The 20,053-nt window shown below is 38.0% G+C and carries 16 protein-coding genes and 1 pseudogene; 6 read left to right on the top strand and 11 right to left on the bottom strand.

Annotated features, from left to right (window positions below; translation table 11 throughout):
* The first annotated feature begins 673 nt into the window (after positions 1–673).
* Positions 674–1,951 carry a GWxTD domain-containing protein gene (locus D0T08_RS24910; RefSeq protein ID WP_116985469.1) on the top strand — a complete coding sequence of 426 codons (1,278 nt, stop codon included), beginning with the start codon at positions 674–676 and terminating at the stop codon, positions 1,949–1,951.
* Entirely contained in the window at positions 1,924–2,778 is an 855-nt protein-coding gene (rlmB, locus tag D0T08_RS24905) for a 23S rRNA (guanosine(2251)-2'-O)-methyltransferase RlmB (RefSeq protein WP_116985468.1), read from the top strand. The genes D0T08_RS24910 and rlmB overlap by 28 nt, the downstream gene beginning before the upstream one ends.
* Here rlmB and D0T08_RS24900 read toward each other — a convergent pair.
* Entirely contained in the window at positions 2,775–3,080 is a 306-nt protein-coding gene (locus D0T08_RS24900) for a helix-turn-helix domain-containing protein (protein WP_116985467.1), read from the bottom strand. The genes rlmB and D0T08_RS24900 overlap by 4 nt on opposite strands.
* The gene (locus tag D0T08_RS24895) at positions 3,080–4,534 is read right to left on the bottom strand and encodes a leucine-rich repeat domain-containing protein (protein ID WP_116985466.1); all 1,455 of its coding nucleotides are present in this window, start codon (positions 4,532–4,534) and stop codon (positions 3,080–3,082) included. The genes D0T08_RS24900 and D0T08_RS24895 overlap by 1 nt, the downstream gene beginning before the upstream one ends.
* A 141-nt stretch (positions 4,535–4,675) precedes the next feature.
* On the opposite strand from D0T08_RS24895, the gene D0T08_RS24890 reads away from it, so the two are divergent.
* From D0T08_RS24890 to alaS, 4 genes and pseudogenes are all read left to right on the top strand, one after another.
* Positions 4,676–5,455: an enoyl-CoA hydratase/isomerase family protein gene (locus D0T08_RS24890; protein ID WP_229239046.1), complete on the top strand. Its 780-nt coding sequence runs from the start codon at positions 4,676–4,678 to the stop codon at positions 5,453–5,455.
* 170 nt (positions 5,456–5,625) lie between these two features.
* Positions 5,626–6,543, top strand: a complete 918-nt coding sequence (locus tag D0T08_RS24885) for an alpha/beta fold hydrolase (RefSeq protein WP_116985464.1) — start codon at positions 5,626–5,628, stop codon at positions 6,541–6,543.
* A gap of 5 nt (positions 6,544–6,548) precedes the next feature.
* Positions 6,549–8,080 (top strand): annotated as a pseudogene (locus tag D0T08_RS24880) (4-hydroxyphenylacetate 3-hydroxylase family protein).
* A gap of 247 nt (positions 8,081–8,327) precedes the next feature.
* Positions 8,328–10,973, top strand: a complete 2,646-nt coding sequence (gene alaS / locus D0T08_RS24875) for an alanine--tRNA ligase (RefSeq protein ID WP_116985463.1) — start codon at positions 8,328–8,330, stop codon at positions 10,971–10,973.
* A 92-nt stretch (positions 10,974–11,065) separates the two neighbouring features.
* Here alaS and D0T08_RS24870 read toward each other — a convergent pair whose 3' ends face one another.
* From D0T08_RS24870 to D0T08_RS24830, 9 genes are all read right to left on the bottom strand, one after another.
* On the bottom strand, positions 11,066–11,479 hold the full coding sequence (locus tag D0T08_RS24870) for a transcriptional regulator (protein ID WP_116985462.1): 414 nt from the start codon (positions 11,477–11,479) through the stop codon (positions 11,066–11,068).
* On the bottom strand, positions 11,457–11,849 hold the full coding sequence (locus D0T08_RS24865; RefSeq protein WP_116985461.1) for a DoxX family protein: 393 nt from the start codon (positions 11,847–11,849) through the stop codon (positions 11,457–11,459). Before D0T08_RS24865 ends, D0T08_RS24870 begins: the two co-directional genes overlap by 23 nt.
* A gap of 82 nt (positions 11,850–11,931) precedes the next feature.
* Positions 11,932–12,351, bottom strand: coding sequence for a VOC family protein (locus D0T08_RS24860; RefSeq protein WP_116985498.1), 420 nt, complete (start codon positions 12,349–12,351; stop codon positions 11,932–11,934).
* A 274-nt stretch (positions 12,352–12,625) separates the two neighbouring features.
* Entirely contained in the window at positions 12,626–13,399 is a 774-nt protein-coding gene (locus D0T08_RS24855) for a MerR family transcriptional regulator (RefSeq protein ID WP_116985460.1), read from the bottom strand.
* Between the two features lie 168 nt (positions 13,400–13,567).
* Positions 13,568–14,515 carry a hypothetical protein gene (locus D0T08_RS24850; protein WP_116985459.1) on the bottom strand — a complete coding sequence of 316 codons (948 nt, stop codon included), beginning with the start codon at positions 14,513–14,515 and terminating at the stop codon, positions 13,568–13,570.
* Between the two features lie 12 nt (positions 14,516–14,527).
* A complete protein-coding gene (locus D0T08_RS24845; protein WP_116985458.1) occupies positions 14,528–15,076 on the bottom strand; it encodes a hypothetical protein in 549 nt (182 codons plus the stop codon).
* Positions 15,077–15,146: 70 nt separating this feature from the next.
* Complete coding sequence (locus D0T08_RS24840) at positions 15,147–16,649, bottom strand: reverse transcriptase family protein (protein ID WP_116985457.1); 1,503 nt, start codon at positions 16,647–16,649, stop codon at positions 15,147–15,149.
* Between the two features lie 300 nt (positions 16,650–16,949).
* On the bottom strand, positions 16,950–18,599 hold the full coding sequence (locus tag D0T08_RS24835) for an SWIM zinc finger family protein (RefSeq protein ID WP_116985456.1): 1,650 nt from the start codon (positions 18,597–18,599) through the stop codon (positions 16,950–16,952).
* A gap of 2 nt (positions 18,600–18,601) precedes the next feature.
* Positions 18,602–20,044 carry a WGR domain-containing protein gene (locus D0T08_RS24830; protein ID WP_116985455.1) on the bottom strand — a complete coding sequence of 481 codons (1,443 nt, stop codon included), beginning with the start codon at positions 20,042–20,044 and terminating at the stop codon, positions 18,602–18,604.
* Positions 20,045–20,053: the final 9 nt, after the last annotated feature.

The raw sequence follows: 20,053 nt of genomic DNA, 5'->3' as shown, positions 1-20,053 counted from the left end.
ATTTGTCTTGATGTAATGTAGACAAATGTATTGAAATGGAAAGGATAATGCAACACAAAGACAAGAGAGAAATGGAGAGTTTTACTAGTTATAGATTTCTGATAAGAGGCTTTTTCCTCCACACTAACTGAAATTTTTTGCCATTGTTCATTTTGATGTAGATAATAGACCCGATCTTAGTAAATGCGATTAACGTAACTCAGATTTAAAGAAAGGAGCGATGTATTCTAAGAAAATGCTTGATCTCTGATGTGTTGTGATAATATGTAAGTATAAAGACAGAAATACTTTTACGACAAGTTTTCATATGAAAAATGTTATAATTCTAGTCAGCTTATAAGTAGACTATTTCATTGGGTAAGCTTGGCATGACAGTATTCATAAACATGGGTTGATATGAAATAAAATTACAAAACCCGCCTCTGAAGAGACAATCCCCGTTTGAGGGTAATTTTAGATTTATTTCATAAGATCAGTAGTAGGAGTTATTAGCACCTTTCTTAACTACTGTAGAATGATTAGCTACTGTAGAATGATTAGCTAAGAGTGGTCATACATTTCTTGCTACAATTCGCAATAAATTTTCTTACTGGCGCGTTCTGAATTTGTTTTTCTTCATTAAATATTTTTATTAAAGAGAAAATTTCTACATTTGGAACAAGAATCGGGTATAATGAGAAAAATACTTTTATATGCTTTAATATTGGGCCTCACGGGGTGTGCAACCAATAAGAAAACGAATACCAAAGCTCCACGCGAGATTAAAACTGCTGTAAATACCCCTGAAGTGGTAGCTAAACCTATGGTTGTAGCAATTAAGAGTCGATACATTGTAAAAGATTCTTCCACTGCAAAGATTTTTATGGAGTTAGATGTCGAGAATCTGAGCAGAGACAAAGCTTTGCAGCAGATGAAAGATTCGTTTCGTATGAGTTGGCTATTGCAATCTGATTATGGCGTGAGAGATAGGCTAGCTTTCAGTAAAATTGATTTTACAGAACAGAATTTCTTGTTGCGAGACGATAAAATTGAAGTCGTATTCGACGTACAGAGACCTAAGAATGTTAGCAAGGCATTATTATTAACTGAATTATTTGAGTTATCTACTAACAAGAAATCGAATAATGATTTAGTGATTGATTTCTCAGCGACCAGGTTAAGTGATAGGTTTGGTTTATATGTAGGCGATTTTTCTCGTCCGCTTTTCAGAAACTATATCAATAAGAACGATACCTTTCAGATACGTAGCGTTGATAACCACGTTCGTGATTTGTATCTTATTCGGTATGCCAACGATTTTGACCCGGCGCAATCGCCAATGGCAACTACCCTAAAGCCTGCCATCAAATCGTTGAAACAGGAAGAAATAGTGAAAATACAATCAGGTACACCACTACAATTGCAAAATGAGGGTTTATATTTTGCCGTGGAAGACACAATGAATACAAAAAATGGTTTTGGCTTTCTGATAGTTGATAACCGTTTTCCTAAGTTTACAATGCCTGAGAAACTGGTGAAACCACTTATCTATATGAGTACGAGCCAGGAAACGCGTACTGTTAGCGAGAATACTGATGCGAAACAGGCACTTGATCGTTATTTCCTGACGATTACAGGTGGTAACCAGGCTTTATCCAAGAAAATTATTAAAACCTATTTCAGACGAATTGAAGAGGCTAACCGCTTGTTTACTTCGTTTAAAGAGGGGTGGAAGACCGATAAGGGCATGGTTTATATCATCCTAGGACCACCGAATAAAGTGCAAAGAAGCCGTGACAGAGAGGTGTGGATGTATGCACAAAGTCAGAATTTTTCAGAAATTATTTTTACATTTAATAAAAAACCAAATCAGTTTACAGATAACTATTATGAGCTGGTTCGGTATCCCGAATATCAGGCATATTGGTATCCGTTCGTAGAAGCATGGAGAACAGGAAACGTTATGGAGTAAATTCGGAATCAGGCGATCGTAGAGAGGGAAACCGAGCTGACGGATCACGCCCGGATTTTAAGAAAAAGCAAAAGTTTTTTGCAAAGCCTAATTTTGAAAAATCGTCTAAACCAGATATAGTTTTTGGTGTACAATCGGTATTGGAAACACTGAAAGGCCCAAAAGAGATTGAAAAAATATTAATACAAAGGGAGTTTGGCCACGCCGAAGTTGAAAAACTCGCTAAAGAACGTGATTTACCAGTGCAACGAGTACCTCTCGAAAAACTGAATCGAATCACAATGAAAAATCACCAGGGTGTAATAGCCTTTGTGTCTGCCGTTAATTACGCCAAAACTTCAAACGTTATAGCTGATATTTTCGAGAAAGGCGAGGTGCCTCTGTTACTGGTATTAGACAGAATCACTGATGTCCGTAACTTTGGTGCTATTGCCCGTACTGCCGAATGCTCAGGGGTTCATGCGATTATTGTAGCGTCAAGAGGAGCTGCACAAATTAATGCCGATGCGATGAAAACATCATCCGGGGCTTTGAATTACCTGCCAGTTTGTCGTGAAAATAGCCTTTCACAGGTTTTGGATGAATTGAAACAATCAGGAATTCAGGTTGTTGCCTGTACCGAAAAAGCTACTGAAGAATTATATACCATAGACTTCACCGTTCCGACGGCTATCTTAATGGGTTCTGAAGAAGATGGTATTTCTGAAAACTTATTAGAACAGGCAGATCGTGCAACCAAAATACCTATGTTAGGTAAAATAGGTTCGTTGAATGTCTCTGTAGCTACCGGAGTAATCTTATATGAAACTGTAAGGCAAAGAATTTAAATTTCTTTTAGCGTATCCTGTAAAAACGCTCTGATAGTCAGTAATCTGGTTTTCAGAGCGTTTTTGCTTTTATTCAGGTCTGTCTTTTTATTAATCTTCCGTTCTGTACCTTTCAAGGTGAGTGTACCTGTGCTTTTTACATCTATAATCTCCCGAAGTCTGTTAATATCTTTTTGAGTGAGCTTTCGGTCACGACCATTACGTTCAAACCTTAGTTTGAATTTTTTTTCATAAAACCGGATTTTTGAGGCCGTAACGCCCAGAATATCTGCCACTTCGTTGGTAGTATAGAAAAGCTTCATTAACGTACTAGAATATCTTTTTTCTCTAAATCAGTCACCAATTTAGCTAATTCTTCTTTCTTCTCTGCAATTCTTTCAAAATCATTTCCTACTAAGAAAACTCTTTGTAATTTTTCAAACTTTCTGAGTTGAGTAGGTACTTCCATAATCTGGTTTTTAGTCATATCAATCTCAACCAGATTATCTAATGAATATACCTTTTCAGGTACTGTTTTGAACATATTGTTCCCAATATGCAGCAACTTTAAATCGGGTAGGGTAGGTAAATCATTCAGTCGGTTATGGTGAGCATATAGCGTTTCAAGAGTCTTGATTTTTGCGATATGAGCAGGTAGATTCCAAAGCTCATTATTCGATACTGCCAAAGTTTTCAGTTTTGGCATATCACAAATTTCATTAGGTAGTTGCTTTAAGTCATTATAGTATAAATCCAGCTCCTCTAAATTTAGCAATTTTGTTACGCTCATTGGTAACTCAGATAGCCGGGCATTGTATAGATTCAACGCTTTCAGATTATTCATCTTTTTAAAATCACGCTTTCTGAAACTGATAAACCGATTGTTTCCTAAGAACAAGACTTCAAGCTTTTGATTCTTTGACAGGCTTCTTGGTAAGTATGGTATACCTGTGTACTGCAGATTTAAATCTTTTATATGGTTATTTCTCTTAAATTTTATCTTGTTATTATTGATAGGATTGTTGCTGATACTTAAAAATTTAAGGTTCTTGATTTTCGATACTGCCTTAGGTACCTTTTGAATATAATTATTTGACAAATCCAGTTTTTCAAGATTTTTAAATTTAAAAACTACCATCGGAAATGACTCTAATCTTAAGCCATTCAGCATCAATGTTTTTACAGTGTCGGGTTTATCACAAGCCTCGGCCATTGCTACATTATAGATAAACATTTTGCTTGGCTTTTTTGGTATAAGGTCAAAATTGAGTAAAAAACCAATTCTGAACTTTTCTTTACTGTAATGACTCGGGAATTTGTAGTTTTTACAAAAATCATTGGCTACAGCAACTAATTTCTGCTCAAACTCCGGGTTCAGGCTATCACTAATAGCCCTATTGTTAATTCTTATTGGACCTTGCCAACCATAAACAAAATAGTCTATAACCCCGTTAGGCTGAACCATAAATTCAACGGGTACACTCTTGGTTTCGTTTAATTCATTAAACCTTATATGGCGTTCGCGGGCAAATTTGTAAAAATCATGTTGCAGCCGCTTATTTTCTACTTCTAGTATAATCGTATAATTTTTCGCATCGTCAAGCATTGGATTATTAAGAGATTTATACGGATTTGTAGATTCCACTATAGTGCTCTTACCATCTTTGGTAATTTTTGATGGAAATATATCTCTTTCAAAATCCTTCGCTTTAAACACTTTCTGTTGCCCATGTGAGCAAAAGGAGATAATTAATAATAGGCAAAATAGGTTTTTCATAGATTTAGTTTTTTAGTTTACAAATATAACTAAGTTTTTAGTTGTTTATTTTATTTATAGGAGGAAAATTTTTGAACGGTATATTTTTGGTCATTTAATTTCAATCAGAGCCGTATGCAAGCATAATAAAATTGCTTACATTTGTTTATCAATTATGACGATATGGAATATCAGGATATAATCGTAGAGGAGAAAGAGTCGATTGCTATTCTTACCTTAAACAAGCCAGCTTCGTTAAATGCACTCACGCCTTTAATGATAGTAGAATTAAAACAGGCATTGGCGGATATAGCCAAACGAAGCGATATTAAAGTAGTAATCCTAAAGGGAGCAGGCAGAGCTTTTTCGGCAGGGGTTGATTTAAAGGCATTAAATGAAGGTATACAAGGTGGTCAGTTTAAAGCATCAGATATTCTGCAGGATGGCAACGACATCGCCCATATTTTACGCACAATGCCACAACCAGGTATTGTTTTGGTACATGGACATTGCTATACCGGTGCAACCGAATTGATGATGTTTTTTGATTTGATTCTGGCAGCCGAAGATGCAAAAATAGGAGATACCCACACCAAATGGGGAATATTGCCTAAATGGGGAATGACTCAACGATTGCCTAAGTTAGTAGGAATTCTGAAAGCCAAAGAGTTATCATTTACAGCCAGACCAATTACAGGCAAAGAAGCCGAACGAATAGGCTTAGTGAACAGAGCTGTGCCTTTGGATAAATTGGAAGAAACAGCCTTTGAGTTAGCTAATGACATCTTGCAAAACTCAGCACAGACGATAGCAGCGATGAAACACCTTTACAATGAAGGCTTCTCGAAAACCTTGGATGAAGGATTAGCGATAGAACAGACTTTTCTAACCGATATTACTGATAGAGCTGAGTTTTTGAGAAATTTTGAGAAGAATAAATAGAGACTTATTAATAATACATTTCCTTTAATTGATGAAGAGAGAAGTGCTTGTACTTAATTTACTATATCCAATTAAAATTCACTGTTTAGACATGCCTTTGGAGACGTATTGCAATACGTCTCTATAATAGAATTCAGATTAATTACTCGTTAGCTGTTATTAAAAATCTCATGAAACCAACTTTAACAGGTAAAGCCCCCTGTAATAATATAGAAATTTATTATGAAACATTCGGAGAGAAACAACATCCGGCCATTCTGCTGATTATGGGATTGGATGCTCAAAGCATCATGTTCACTAATGATTTTATTGAGCCTTTAGTGAAAGCGGGTTATTATGTTATTCGATTTGATAACCGAGATATTGGCCTTTCAACCTGGTTAAACGATACATGGCATAGGAAAAGGCCTTACACTTTAGAAGATATGGCGCAAGATAGTATAGAGTTGTTAGACTATTTGTCAATTAATAAAGCACATATCATAGGCGTTTCAATGGGAGGAATGATTGCGCAGCGAATAGCTATTTCTTATCCTGAAAGAATCATGTGTCTGGTATCTATTATGTCATCAGGGTTTATTCTTGACCCTGGTGCAGTACCATTTTTTAGAGGAAGATCGTTTATGAAACTGATTCCTTTTTTTCTGAAAAATTTTACAGTTAAAAGCAAACTAGCGTTTCCTGCGATAACGGTTGAGAGTTATGTGAATACCTATCGCAGGTTGAATGGCAAGACTTTCCCGTTTAATCATAACCATTTGCGAACTGTTTTTACCGAGGGAATAGAAACCAGGAAAGGGCAAAATCCCAGAGCAAGATTTCAACAGTTTTGTGGCATTGCAGCGTCCGGTTCTCGATTGCATGAATTGGTTAAAATTAAAGCACCTACTCTAGTTATTCATGGCACAGAAGATCCGTTGATTCCACCTATTCATGCTACTATCTATGCGCCTAAAATACCTGATGCAAAAATGCTCTGGGTGGAAGGCATGGGACATCAAATGCCAAAACCCGTGTTGGAGATTATTATGCCTGCCATTATAGAGCACCTAAAAAAGAAGACATCTGATTCAACTGATAAAAATTAAAAGTTATGCAAAGTATAGATGAAGCCATAAAAGGTATCAGCACTGCCGAGGAATATATAAATAGCCTCCGAGGCAGAAACCTGAAAGTGTACCTTTTCGGTGAATTGGTTGAAGATACAGTTGACCACCCGATGATTCGTCCTTCTGTTAATGCAGTGGCAGAAACATTTGATTTAGCTTTACAAGAACCCGAATTAGCTACAGCCATTTCACCTTTCACAGGCAAGCGTGTTAATCGATTTTTGCATATTGCTCAATCAAGAGAAGATGTGGTTTTACAGAATAAAATGCAGCGCCGCCTGGGGCAATTGACAGGTACTTGTTTTCAAAGATGTGTTGGGATGGATGCTTTCAATGCATTGTATTCGACTACTTTTGAAATAGATGCCCGACACAATACTCCGTATCATACACGTTTTAAAGAATTTATTGCCTATACCCAAAAACACAATTTTGTGATTGGTGGAGCAATGACTGATGTAAAAGGAGACAGAAGCCTTGCGCCTCACCAACAGGCAGACCCTGATTTGTTTGTGCATATCTCCAAACGTTCACATGATGGTGTTTACATTACTGGTGCTAAAGCGCACCAGACAGGCTGCCTGAATTCTCATTGGTTGTTGGTAATGCCAACTATGAGACTTTCAGAAAATGATAAAGATTATGCTATCATAGGAGCAATTCCTGTAGATGCAAGGGGTATTACCTATATTTATGGCCGACAATCCTGTGATACCCGTAGTATGGAGTCAGGCGATATTGATGCAGGAAATGCGCAATATGGTGGACAGGAAGCGATGGTAATCTTTGAGAATGTTTTTATTCCGAATGAATTGATTTTTATGGATGGTGAATATGAATTTGCGTCAATGTTAGTTGAGCGTTTTACCTGCTACCATCGTAGGAGTTACGTATGTAAAAGTGGAGTAGGTGATGTATTAATTGGGGCTGCAGCAACAATTGCCGAATACAACGGTGCAGATAAAGCCAGCCATATCAAAGATAAACTGGTAGAAATGACACATCTTAACGAAACTATTTATGCTACAGGAATCGCGGCTTCTTATCAATCAAAGCCGACATTATCTGGTGCTTATCTGGCTGATGATATGTTGGCTAATGTCTGTAAGCATCATGTGACAAAATTACCGTATGAAATCAGTCGATTGGCTCAGGATCTGGCAGGTGGATTGATGGTCACACTTCCATCAGAGCAGGATTTCAGAAGTGAGACAGTTGGGCATTTATTAGAAAAAATCTCAAAGGTAGAGCCGATGTTTCAACCGAGTACCGGATGAGAATTTTACGTTTGATTGAAAATATGACTTTAGGCAGAAATGCTGTTGGGTATCTGACAGAAAGCATGCACGGCGCAGGAAGCCCGCAAGCGCAACGCATACAGATAGCCCGACAAATGCAACTGGATTTTAAAAAGCAATTAGCCAAAGAACTGGCCGGCATTGAAAAGCGCCAGAAAAACATTCTGATAAAGGAAATCAGTGATTATTTCTGTCGCGTCTTTGATACTAACGTGTAATCATATACTCAATATCCTTCATTTAATCCTACTAAGCTGTTTTTATTAAAAGAACACTTCAAATAGTCTATAATTTGCCCTAAATTTGCACCCTCAATAAATAAAGTAAAATATTTATTGAATAAGAGGTTTTAGATGCAAATCATCCCTCAAAATGAATTATTGATTTTTTGTAAAACTGATATTAATCACTCAATCACTAATTCACCGCTGCGGCGGACCGTTCATTCACTAATTTTTCATAGATATGACTTCGCACGAAATTCGTAAGGCTTTTTTAGACTTTTTCCGTAGTAAAGGGCACTTGATAGTACCTTCGGCTCCATTGGTGGCAAAAAATGATCCGACCCTCATGTTCAACAACTCGGGTATGGCACAGTTTAAGGATTTTTTCTTAGGCAATGGCACACCTCCCGCCAAGCGTATTGCGGATACTCAAAAATGTCTTCGGGTTAGTGGTAAACATAACGATTTGGAAGATGTGGGTTTTGATACTTATCACCATACGATGTTCGAGATGTTGGGTAACTGGTCTTTTGGTGATTATTTCAAGAAAGAAGCCCTGGCGTGGTCGTGGGAATTGTTGACAGAGGTATATAAACTTCCTAAAGATAGAATTTACGTATCGGTTTTCGAGGGGAGCAAAGAAGATAATGTGCCTTTCGACCAGGAAGCTTATGACATCTGGAAAGAACTGATAGGTGATGAAAACCGCATTATTTTAGGAAATAAAAAAGATAATTTCTGGGAAATGGGAGATACAGGTCCTTGTGGCCCCTGTTCTGAAATCCATATAGATTTACGTAGTCAGGAAGAAGTAGATAAAATTGGCGGAAAGGAATTGGTTAATAATGACCATCCACAGGTTGTTGAAATCTGGAATAACGTGTTTATGCAGTTTGAACGTAAAGCTGACAAATCGTTAGTTCTATTGCCAGCCAAACACGTTGATACAGGGATGGGCTTTGAGCGCTTATGTATGGCTATTCAAGGCAAACAATCTAACTACGATACCGATATTTTCCAGAATACAATTACAGTACTCGAAGAAATGTCCGGCAAAAAATATGGTGAAAATGGCACCCTTTCATCTAATTCTTATATAGATGTAGCCATGCGTGTGATTGCAGACCATATTCGTGCAGTAGCCTTTACCATAGCTGATGGCCAATTACCATCTAATGCAAAGGCTGGGTACGTTGTTCGTCGTATTTTGCGTCGTGCAGTTCGTTATGGTTATTCATATTTGGACTTTACAGAACCTTTCATGACCAAGCTGGTACCTGTATTGGCAGACCAGTTTGCTGATGTTTTCCCGGAATTAAAATCACAACAGGATTTTGTAGGCAGGGTAATTGAAGAGGAAGAAAAAACGTTCCTGCGCACTTTAGAAACAGGTTTAAAACGCTTGGATGCCATTATTAGTAGTACAAACGGGGATACCATCGTAGGAGAACAGGTATTTGAGTTAAGTGATACTTATGGTTTCCCTTCTGATTTAACTGCCTTGATTGCTCGTGAGAAGGGATATAAAATTGATGAAACAGGATTTCAGTCAGCACTTCAAGTTCAAAAAGATCGTTCGCGTAAAGATTCTGCCAAAGAAGCTACTGACTGGGTGGATTTGAATGAAGGCGATGAATTCGAATTTGTAGGATATGACCAATTATCTGCAGAAGCGCAAATCGTGAAATATCGCAAGGTAAAAACCAAGGGAGGGGAGGAATACCATATTGTATTGGATAGAACTCCATTCTATGCTGAAATGGGGGGGCAGGTAGGAGATACCGGAACAATCGTGATTGGTAATCATGCGATAAAAATTGCTGACACAAAAAAAGAAAATGATTTGTTTATCCATATCTCCAGAGATAAAAATTTAGAAGAAATACTGAATAATGCCACAACAGTAGTGGCCCATGTAGACGAGGCTCGCCATAGTAAAATTATGGCTAACCATACAGCAACACACTTGATGTTGGCGGCTATGCGTGAGGTGTTGGGTAGTCACATCGTACAAAAAGGTTCATATCAGGATGATAACGTAACACGTTTTGACTTCTCTCACTTTGCTAAAGTAACAGATGAGGAGCTTGCTAAGATTGAAGATATTGTGAATGCGAAAATTCGTCAGAACATAGCTTTAGAAACCAAAGTGAATATGCCAATTAATGAGGCTATTGCATTAGGTGCAACGGCTACTTTTGGTGAAAAATATGGCGATTTTGTACGTGTGGTTATTTTTGACCCACAATTCTCAGTAGAACTTTGTGGTGGTACACACGTTCCTTCAACAGGCCAAATCGGTATCTTCAAATTTGTTTCAGAGGGGTCAGTAGCTGCCGGCGTGCGTAGGGTAGAAGCCTTGACTGGTGAAAAAGCCATTGAGAAAATCAAAGAAGATTTGAGAGTGAAAGATGAAATAGCATCCTTACTGAAAAATCCTGCTGATTTATTGAAAGCCGTCGAAACTTTGATTGCAGACAAAGCTGCTTTGCAGAAAAAAGTAGAGGTATTGGAAAACGAGAAATTGCAGGATTTGAAAAAACAATTGATAGAAAAAGTTCAAACCATCAATGGTGCAAATGTACTGACTGCCAAAGTTAGCGTACCTTCGGCTGATGCTTTAAAGCAATTGGCTTTTGAATTAAGAAATCAGGTTAGCAATTTCTATGGCGTGTTGGGTGCTGAAATTGGTGGAAAACCACAAATTGCAGTTATTATTGATGAGGGTGTAATGAAAGAGAAAAACTTACACGCTGGTAATATCGTAAAAGAACTAGCCAAAGAAATGAAAGGTGGTGGTGGGGGACAACCTTACTTCGCAACAGCCGGAGGAAGTGATGTAAGCGGCTTGGATAAAGCAATTGAAAAGGGAAAAAGTTTAGTATAAGGAGTTTTATTAAAACGAAAAGGCGAACATCTGTTCGCCTTTTTTATTTCATTATTTTGTATGGGTGTATGGTATTGAATTATATTTCCATTTTAATCGGCCAGGCGGACCATGCATTTAACATCCTTATCGCTAATATACCATTCTATGCAGGCACCGTTTGGGTCTATACGAGGGTTTTCTAAGAGCTCATTAAAAGTTTCGCTGATAGCTGATAAATTTTGCATATAGTTATGAATATCGACGCTGGTATACTCACCTTTCTTGATTAGGTAAATCTCCAAACCTAATTTGTCTGCTTCACCAGCAGTCAATTCTTCTGCGCCAGCTTTATAGATAATTGTACCGTCAATCGGAAATGAGATACCAAAATATTTCCTATGTGGTGATTCTGACAAGGGCACAAGGCTGTGCAACTTTTGATGTGCCGCCAGCACTCCATCAGGAAATGAACTGGCGGTTATATACATCGCTCTTATATCCTCAGGCAAATGATACTTTTCCATGTTTCACAGGTTCTTTAAGTTTATTGTAATAAATATAAGAAACCATCAGAATTGCCAGAATAAAAAGTGGAAAGGGAGTTTGTGCATTAAAGCCATCAACAGCCCAATGACTGATAAAAGCTGAAAGCATAGAGAAGCTGAGCCCTGCATAAGCCCATTCCTTAATTCTGGCGGGTACCATCGGTACCATTATAGCTACTGCACCTAATACTTTATAAACTGCAAGCATTATTCCGAAATAGGCAGGATAGCCGAGGTGACTGATACCCTCTTTTGCCATTTCACTTTGAGATGTCAAAGCTGGCATTACACCTTCCCAGATAAAAATAATGGTAGTGGCTACCCAAAAAATGATATTGTTCTTTTTCATGATTGTAGTATTTAAAAAATAAAGTATATTTTATTAAATTGTATAGTAGTGTGTTAAATCCTAACTTGTGTGGAAGATTATATTATTGCTGTGTTTCTTGCGGATAACCATTAGGATCCATCCAGAATACTTCCCATTTATGTCCATCCAAATCGGCAAAGCTATCCTGATACATCCAACCCATATCTGATAGGTCTCTGTATTTAGTTGCACCTGCCTCAATGGCTTTTTGTACGATTTTATCAACTCCTTCTCTATCTGGCATTTCGAGCGCTATAATTGATTCAGTAACTTTACTTGTATCAGCAATGTCTTTATCAATAAATGTCTTAAAAAACGGCTCAATTAAAAGCATAGCATAAATGCTGCCTTCTTCGATAATCATGCAGGTTGCATTCTCATCAGTAAATTGTGGATTGAAAGAATATCCCAGTTTTGTGAAAAACTCAATTGATTTTTGAAGGTCTTTTACTGGTAGGTTTACAAAAATTTTCGTTGCCATTGTGTTGATTGTTTGTGTATGTTTAAAAAAAAATATAATCATTGAGTTCAATTCTGCTCGTTGATTACAATACAAATTTACGGCGAAGAAACGAGATAGACGGAGGGTAAACACGCCAATAAAAGGGCTATTTACGACAAGTTATCTGGCGCTATTTAAGACACTTAAAATGAAAGTATTTTTGGGGAAAAGGAGACTGAAATAGCCTTAAAATGAAAAGATTTTAAATAGTAAGGAGAATGCCTGCAAAAAAGTATTCTCCTTTAGATAAAGACTATTTCAGATGATTATCTGCAAAATAAGCCATTGCTTTGCTCAGGAATAAGGCATATTCCGGTTGCGGCTGGCCATCAATGAAGGTAAACCGTTCATCGTCTACATATAGTTGTCCTAAACCTTTATAAGCCTCTGCTTGCTTATCACTTAAACCTGATGTACCCCAGAAAATCCTGATAATTTCGTAATGCTTAGCAATCAAATTCTGTGTTTGCTCACTTATTGGGTTTTCATTTTTCAAAGCAAATAAAGCAGTGGCATTTTCTTTTAATTCTGCTTTTAGAGACTCAAATTGTTCTTTGGTCAATTTGCCCAAAGCTTTTTCAGAATGCGCTACAACCTCGTTGCCATATTTCTTTGAAGCCTCTGTTCTGTAGGCCTCGGCTGTTTCCTTAGCCAGACCTTCATATAATTCTTCTGGTTTTAACATAATCGTTCCTGTTTTTAAATGATTAACTGTTTTGTCAATCGTTTCTAAAAGCATGCTTATTCTGTATTGTTTGGCCTGCAAAGATTCCTTATGACTTAGCAGCGCTTCAACTAAGTCAAAGCCCGGATTATCAAGAATAACCTGAATTTCTTTCAGTGGGAAATCCAGTTCCTTATAAAAGAGAATCTGCTGTAATCTTAATAATTCCTTTTCGACATATAATCGATACCTGGCCTCGGTACGGATAGATGGTTTCAGCAGGCCCATCTGGTCATAGAGATGTAAGGTACGTACACTCACACCTGCCAGTTTCGCCATTTTTTGCACAGAATAAGCATTCATTTGCTGTCTTTATTGATTGACCATGCAAACATAGTCTATGACGTAAGGTAAGAGTCAAGCGTTTTTTGAAATATTTTTCAAAAAAAATCAGAAGAGATAAATTAAGCGGATTTTGCCTCTATTTTGGTAACAGAGTGAAACTGATAGCGATTGTTCAAAATTATTTGTTTACAATGTGTCCAGATACTTTATCAATGCCTCTTTGGTAGTAGGGTTAAGTTTTATTTCAACCTTCTGCTTATCTTGTACTGCAGCTTCCAGGAAAAATGAATAATACTGCTCTTCTTCGGTTACTGCATAGGCAACGATTTTTACATTTCTACCTACTGGTACCTGCCCTGATACACCACCATAGACCTGCATGACTGATTGCAGATCAGGGAAATAGAGGAAGATCAATATTTTTTCAATTGCCGGGCTCTCTGAAGTAAATGTAATAGCCGTTTTAGCCTCTGTAAAAGCATAAAATTTATCACAATTAATCCAACCAATGCGGCTAGGGAAAATCGTATACATATCCTTTTCGCCAAAAATAGTTCCACCTCCATTTTCTGTGCCGTTTCTTGATGTATCCGCCGGAACCCAATCTACTACTCCGGATTTAGCCTCTTCTCCGTAAAATAATTCCATAAATCCATCTATTCTACCACTTTTGGCAGGAACATTTATTGTAGTACTATTAAGTCGATTAATAGATAATTCCTTACCATCTTTATAAGCTTTAATTAAAACTTCTCCTGCTGTAGTTAATAATCGACCACGGGAAACTGTTGGCATTTGATGCAGAATCATATCTTTAGGCGTAAATAATTCCAACACCTCAATATCAAATGGATAAGTGACTGCACCACCATTAGGTAGTTTTAAGTCTCTTGTATAAAGCCATACGCTGGTACCCTGTTTTCCAACAAAAGGTAAATCGTTATCACTTTTAATAGTTTTCTTTTCAGGTTGTGTACCTAAATTATCAAAAGTGGTGCTGTTAACAGCTACAAACTTATCTTTTTGTTCTACTGGTTTCGGCGTTGTTTCTTCACCAAGTAAGATTGTTCTGTCTTTAGAGCAGGCAATGGCAAGCAAAACGACAGCGAGTATAAGAAGATTAATCTTTTTCATAAACAAAGGTTATTAGGGTTTAGGACAGTTGTTTTTACGTAATAAACGGTCATTGAATGGGAAAAACATCACTCCGACCTCTCCGTAGCTTTCTTTCCAGAAAATATTGTATTTACCCTCTGCAAATATTCTTATAAAGTTCCCCCCTGCAGATAGGCCAAGCCCGGCTTCAGGCAATACGTTATCCTTCTTGGCTTTGGTGTTTATGGTTTGTTCATAATTAATCCATCTATTATATTCTACACCGGCCGCTAAATAGAGTACCGGACGTTTAGGATTCACATATTTTCTGGTGCCCAGCGTAAATGTATTATTGAGAAGAAAATAATGCAGGTTAATACCGCCATAAGCCTCATGAATATTATTAAACGAGGGCATATACTTAATTTGCGGAACCAATGCGAATCGATTGGCAACAGGCATTTGTATTCGGAAACCTGCACCGACTGTCTGCAATGGGAAATTATAGATAGCCGAAAGGCCAAAGGAGGTCTTGTCCTGTGCATACAGGTTCATGCTAGATACTAGCAAGAAGATGATTTTAAGGTAGGTATTTTTCACACAATAGCGATGATTAAAGATAATCTTAACAAATATCTCTAAAAAAACGCGACATTTCAAAAAATAACCTTTAAATGATTTCCCACCAGGGCTTTTCGTTATTTTCAGGTTTGGGTGGAGTAGCCTGTATTGCTGGAGGAATAATTGAAGTTTCGACTACTGGCAGCGATTGAGATTTAGTACGAATACCAAAAATCCTATCTAGTTGTGCCTTGAATTTATTCCCTTGTTCGGGTTTAACCATCGTTACAAAGTTGGCATATCCGCGCATAGAGTTTTCTAAATTTACTCCATTTCTCCATGATTTTCCTTCAGTGCCTGTTAATTCAATTTGATGTAATAAGGCTCTGAACCGATGCAGTTCTTTACGGTCAATTCCCGGCTTTTCATTGACAACTATTCCTGTTACTGCATGTTGTGAACCTTTACGCATCACAGCTAATTTATCTGGATGAATCTGAAAGCCCTCATCTTCAATCACTTGTCTAACAGCCCATAGTACCTGACCTGCCAATTTCGCACCTTCTCCTTTGGCCGAGAAAGTAATGTCATCGGCATAACGTGAATACCTGAAATTGAATTTCTGAGCAATGCCTTCAAAGCGATGGTCTAATTTATAGCAGATAAGATTGGTTATGGCCGGGCTGGTAGGTGCTCCTTGCGGAAGTTTTCGCTCGGTGCTGGCAACATAATAAGTTTTACGGTCGATGTCAACTATATCTACATCAGGTTCTGAGCAGATAAGAGCCAGAACTGAAGCAATTTGTTGGGAATATCCCAGTTTAGCAAATAGGCCTTTAATTCGTTTATAATCGATAGAAGGGAAGAAATCTTTTAAATCGACATTTATGACTACATCCTGTCCGATATGATTCCTGGCATTGGTAAGAATAGATCGTTGTGGAACAAAACCATGCGCTGAATCGGTACTTTTGAGTTTATAAAGGATATTTTCTAATATCCAGTATTGCGCCTCTTTTAGCTTTGGCATTGGCGCTGAAATCAATCTTTTACCACCGCTCTTTTTTGCCAGATAGAATCTTTTATAATGTGTAGTGGTAGAAACTTTCCGGTTATATGCCAGAAAACGAAGTTTCCCTAGGCTCATATTCATGGCATTAGCCAGACCTAAAGCATCTTCAAAATGAGGCAAGCCAAATTGCGTTAGTTTTGCTGTATCTGCTAATGTATCGTTCAGATTGCCGGAAACCGCTTCTCCTAAGTAAACAATAGTACTTTGTTGCGTTTTCTTCCATTGCTCTGCCTTGTCTTTACGCTTTTGCTCGTTTTTCTCTTTAGTCTCTATACGTCTTTTTTTAGCCGCTTCCATTCGCGCTTTGCGCATGTCAGCTAGCATAGCCTGTTGGTTATCGTACCTCCTTTGTTTTTGAGTCAGTTCATTCAGTTCACGATGAAGCTCACCTTCTCGTCTAATCAGTTGTTCAGTAACTTTTGGCTGATCTTCATCAGATTGCCAGAAGCCCAATTTTATCATTTCTGAAAGAATAAATTCATCTCTGGAAGTCGCGCGTATGCGGTCGTAGATTTCTTGACGGGTAAGACGTTCGGACATAGCAGCAATAATTAAGCAAAGTGAGAAAAACCTTCGAAGATACTCAGGACTAAATCAATCAACTCCAAGAGGGCATGTACCAGTGTGCATTTTGTGCTCCTGGAGCATTTACTGTAAAATGCATACTGGTACATAGCCCTCACAGTAAAGATTGTATTTAGTGACGCGTGTAAAGTCTTGTTTCATGAACGACGAAACATCATTCTTTCCTTTCGGAATGCAAGGTCTTTAGTCTTCTCACTTTGCTGTTGCAAAATAGGTGAATTGTTTTTGTTTACAAATAGATTAATCTAATTTATTTTAGCGACCTGCAGCCTTTTCTCTTTGCTCAATTCGCAAGGCAATAATATGCTCACATGGCCCCTTATAAAGCTTGTTCTGGATATAAAAATCACAATCGCATTTGGCTTGGACAATGCGTTCATCATTATCAATCAAGACCGATGTGGTGAATGTTCGTTTGGCGGTTCTCACATTTCCTGTGATAGACAAACCCTGTGCTGTTTTCTCAGTATTAATAAAGACTTTTTTATCTTTTACCAGATTAGTAGCCTGTTCTTCTCTCGGATTATCAAAACGCAATTTATGAATCGGCAAGGCTTCTCTTGATAACTCCCGGATTCGGTACACACCCTGGTTTAAGTCATAAATGGTTTTTCCTGCCTGTGTGAATGTGCCTAAGGCCCCAAAAACAGTTTTGGTGTCAGTATTTAATCGCTTGGCTAAGGATTCTGGTTTTTCGAACCAGTTTTTGCGAAGTTCATTATAGATATTCTGTGCCGTAAAACCATCTATCTCAGCTCGAGGTGCCATTAAATCAAAATTACCTACTCTCGACCAATCGTTAGCAGACCAACCTGATAAACCCAGTGTATAGGTCATATCGCCTAAATCTGCTACATAGAAAGAGGGGAGACCTGAGCCTACTAAATGCACCGTAAACTTTTGCGCAATTGGAATTAGCCTTTCTAATATCAATAACCGTCGTCTGCCCCAGATTCTGATTGTTTGGGCTTCATTACCATTATAAATAGACCTTGCACAGATGATTTCTTTATTGAAAGGTTCAAATAATAAAGTAACAGGCTCGTTAGGTTTAAGTATAAACTTGATTGATCGAGGCCCAACTTTCTCTTTGAATCGGCGTAATAAAAGACAGATATTGTACACATCCATCGGATGAAGTTCAAAACTGATTGTAGGCAAAGTCATGGCAGAGCTTACCTGCAAAAAGCCCCGAACCCAACTATCAGGCAAGTCTATTTTTACTTCTTTGTATTCTTCTTCATTGGTAGTCTTAACGGTGAAGCCCGAAGGGTCTATTTTAAAATCCGTGTCTTTGTATTCTCTAATTTTCTGAAATTCATTATATAAATCTGATGAATAATCGATATTGGTGGTACCGCATTCAAACTCGTTGATTTCATTAAAGACATTATAGTTAGCCTCTAGCTTCCCGTATGTCGATTCATCCTGACTGAAACACTCAAAAAAGACTTCATCCGGATGAACAGTAATAACTGGGTCTAAGACAAACCAGGTATCTCTGTCTTTTTGATATAGATAGTCATAATAACTTCTTACAGATTTGTAATAAGGGTCAAGAATCCGGCTTTTCTCTTTATAGATTTGCTGTAATTCCTGCCTCACTACCTCCAATCGGTCTTTGACACTCTGTACCTGTAAGTCCGCCACAAATTCTGACAGCCAGACTTTTTCTTGTTGAGCAGCCCATTCTTTATAAGCAGTTTTGTCCTTAGGTTTGAAACGCATATCAGAAACCACTACATCATGCAGTGCTGAAATCGCTTCTCTGAAAGCAATTTTCTTGTTCAACTTCCCAACGAAAAATGTAGGCTCTCTCAGCGTATCCGGTGCAAAAGACATTCCGACAGAGGTTGCATTGCTAACTACTGAGGTAATGCCACCATATTTATAATTAAACTCCATGATTAATTCTGGTTATACTTTAAGATATTCCCAAAAACTCTATAAAACCCGCCCTGCGTAGCTTCTCTTAATTCATCGACAATATAAATGGTATTCTCTTCACGCAGGTTTTTCGGAAACTGAACGTACCAATCTTTATGAAAACCATCGCTCAATGGTTTTACGCGTAGACTACTCCCTTCTTTTACACATTTGACTAATATACCTGTTGCATTAGATGCAGCAGTTTCTATGATGGCAGTATCACGGATCTCAATCGCTTGGGAAAGTTGTGTTGCAGCAATTTTTACATCTTTCACTGTTGGCAATACCCCTTCCTGCGCCTGATTGATGGATTCTTGCTTGGCATCAATACAAGCCATTGAGCCATCAGTTGTTACTATATATAGGTGCTCATTAAAATATTGCATAGATAAAGCTGAACCGCAACCAGTAGCCAGTTTCCATAGACGATTCCCGGCTTCATCAAAACAATAAATTGATGAGTAATTATCTCCTGCAAAAATAAAAGCCCCATCCGGTGAAGTAGCGCAGGAGTATACGATTGCATCGGTGCGATAGTTTTTCAGATGAACCCCATCTTTTGAAAATGCCTGTACTGAATTTCGCCCGGTAGCAGCATAAACCTTATCTTCTGTCATCCAACCGAATAAGACGGAGCCCTCTGTTTGTGTTTTCCATTCAAATTTCCCATCAGGACCATTATAAGAAACAATACCTACCGAATCGCCACAGAATATTTTCCCTCTATCATCACAGCGCATCATCCAGGCCCCTGTGCCATCCTGTTTTTTGCTCCATTGCTCTTCGTCTTCGTAGTTAATGATTGTTGCCGAACCGTTGGCACTGGACACCCCGAGCAAACCATCATTAATATCTAACCAGTAGATTTCTATTTTCTCCTGAATTTCATAAGATAATCTGGGTCTTTTTCCTGTCAGGTCATATACATTGCCATCATCGCATCCGATATAAATCCAGTCGTTATCTGCTACAATACATTTCACACCATCGGGCAATCGGTGATGTAAATCTACTTCGCCGGAATGATTCAACCGGAATACATCTCCTTTTTCATTACCCACCCAGCAACTTCTTTCATCAACATACACACCGAAGGCAGATGATTCAGTTTTAAAGCGCCACACGATGGGTAAACTATATTTGATTTGGGCAGGACGACTCTCAACGGCTCTTCTGGTTACCGAGCGCTTCTGACGTTGTCCCTGAATAGCCATCACATACCCTTTCTTCTGTTTTTCTTTGATTTTTTTTTCAGCAAAAACCTGAGCTTCATCGACGGTAGCAAACGAACTGTTTTGTCCTTGTCCGTTATCCCCAATCCGGCCAAATCTGATAGACACATTGGTATCATCAACGGTTACTTCATAAAATTTGTGTGCAGAGCCTTGCTCCTCCGATAATTCAAGGTAGGTTTTAGTCATTGTTTATGT

The organism is Emticicia sp. C21, assembly GCF_003418935.1.
Taxonomy (GTDB): domain Bacteria; phylum Bacteroidota; class Bacteroidia; order Cytophagales; family Spirosomataceae; genus Emticicia.
The sequence above is the reverse complement of the archived record's forward strand: the minus strand, read 5'-3'. Positions and strand labels throughout refer to the sequence as shown.